General features: G+C 45.0%; 2 protein-coding genes. Both read right to left on the reverse strand.

Annotation, left to right across the window (positions count from 1 at the left end; translation table 11 throughout):
• Window positions 1–1347: exopolyphosphatase (gene ppx / locus B7X71_RS16160; protein WP_293601482.1), on the reverse strand; the 1347-nt coding region annotated here is incomplete at its 3' end.
• Between the two features lie 100 nt (window positions 1348–1447).
• Complete coding sequence (locus B7X71_RS17960) at window positions 1448–1660, reverse strand: GDCCVxC domain-containing (seleno)protein (protein WP_363927236.1); 213 nt, start codon at window positions 1658–1660, stop codon at window positions 1448–1450.
• Window positions 1661–1858: the final 198 nt, after the last annotated feature.

Genomic DNA, 1858 nt, shown 5'->3' on the forward strand with positions numbered 1-1858 from the left:
ATCTCTAAAACTAGAATTATTCGCTAATTTTCCGAGCTTACCGGCATGGCCTATAAGGAGCGCAGCCAACCTTGCCTGGTCATTCTTCGAAAATCCCGGCATATCTGCATTACCTGCAATGTAAGCTGAATGCTTGTGATATCCATTGTGGGCAATCGATAAACCGATTTCATGAAGATTGGCAGCCCATTGCAATAATGCAATGTTATCTTCCCGATCCTCAGAGTCCGGCTTTGGTAGTTGAGATAAAAATTCTGCGGCGTGTATCCCCACTCTCTTTGCCTGCTCACGATCAACGGCATAGCGTTGCATAAACTGCTCAACCGTAACGAAGCGCATATCGTCATGCTGGGATCGGCCTAGCAGGTCATATAAGACTCCCACCCGCAGTGCAGCGTCTGTAACTTCCATACTCTCAATACCCAGTTCATCAAATACAGCGATCATGATGGCCAAACCGCCCGGCCAGACTGATCGACGATCATCTTTAAGACCCTGAAGCTCAACCTGACTAAGATTTTCGTACTTGAGAAGATGCTTCTTCATGGCTCTCAAGCCATCGCGTGTAATAAGGCCACTAGCGCCATTGACACGCCCCATGGTCAAGCCTTCACTTTGCTGGCCATTAAAGTTATTTTCAGCGATCAGATCTGCCAAAGCACGCGCAGTTCCTGAAGAGCCAATCACCTGTTTCCAACCGCTTTTAAGGTAAGCCCCAGAGATCACTTGAATCTCTCTGCGTGCTGCTAATTCGGCTTCCTTGAAAGCATGAGCATCAATATTGCCTTTAGGGAAAAACCGTAGACTATGAGAGACGCAGCCAATATAGAGACTCTCCATCAACTTTGGCTCATAGCCTTTACCGATGATGAACTCAGTAGAGCCGCCACCAATATCAACCACTAAGCGATTTCCCTGGACAGCAGAGACCTCATGAGCAGCACCAATATAAATCAGGCGCGCTTCTTCAACGCCCGCAATCACTTCAATAGGGAAACCTAAAGCTTCTTCGGCATCACGAATAAAGCTAGGAGCATTTTTTGCTACCCTCAAGGTATTTGTAGCAACAGCGCGTACCTTCGAAGGGTCAAAGCCTCGAATACGCTCACCAAAGCGACGAATCGCTGTCAGACCACGCTGATAGGCATCGTTTCCCAATAGCTTGTTATCAGTAAGACCGGCCGCAAGACGCACAGACTCCCGCAGAGTATCAATGGGGCGCAGCTGAGTTCCCGATGGTGTTTTCACTACCTGAGCAACGAGCATGCGAAAACTATTCGACCCAAGGTCGACTGCCGCCACCAGATCGCGAGGAGCATTTCCTAAAATATCTTTATTAACAGCCAAAATTCATCCAGCTAATAGGTTTGATCAATCTAAATATGTCTATTTTATGAAACTCTCATGACATATTCATGAAAATGAACTCTAGTCTACTGGCAAAAGCTTAAGCTGCTAAATTATGCTCGGAACTAGTGCAATTTCGATCACCAAAACTACACAATATGCAGCAATCATCTGATTTTGCTTTTAAGAGGCCATTACACGACGGGCAACGGTATAGATGCATGGAACCGCCCTCAGGGATCTCTAAAGTCTCGCAACCTTGGCAATATGGACAAGTAATAATAGCTTGCTGTGTCTGATTAAATATATTCACACTAAAATGATGCCGGGAAAATATTTCAGGAAAAAGACAATGGTGAATAACTAGAATTTCATTAAATTGCCATACAAGCTATCCATACTAAGATTGCTTTAAATGAGTCTCCCTATGATGCATTTTTTCCCTAAGCTTGCTTGGGGATTTTTTTATCCAGTAAGGAAGCCCCATTATTAAGAGCGAGCAAGGAATCTG

The organism is Polynucleobacter sp. 39-46-10, assembly GCF_002282275.1.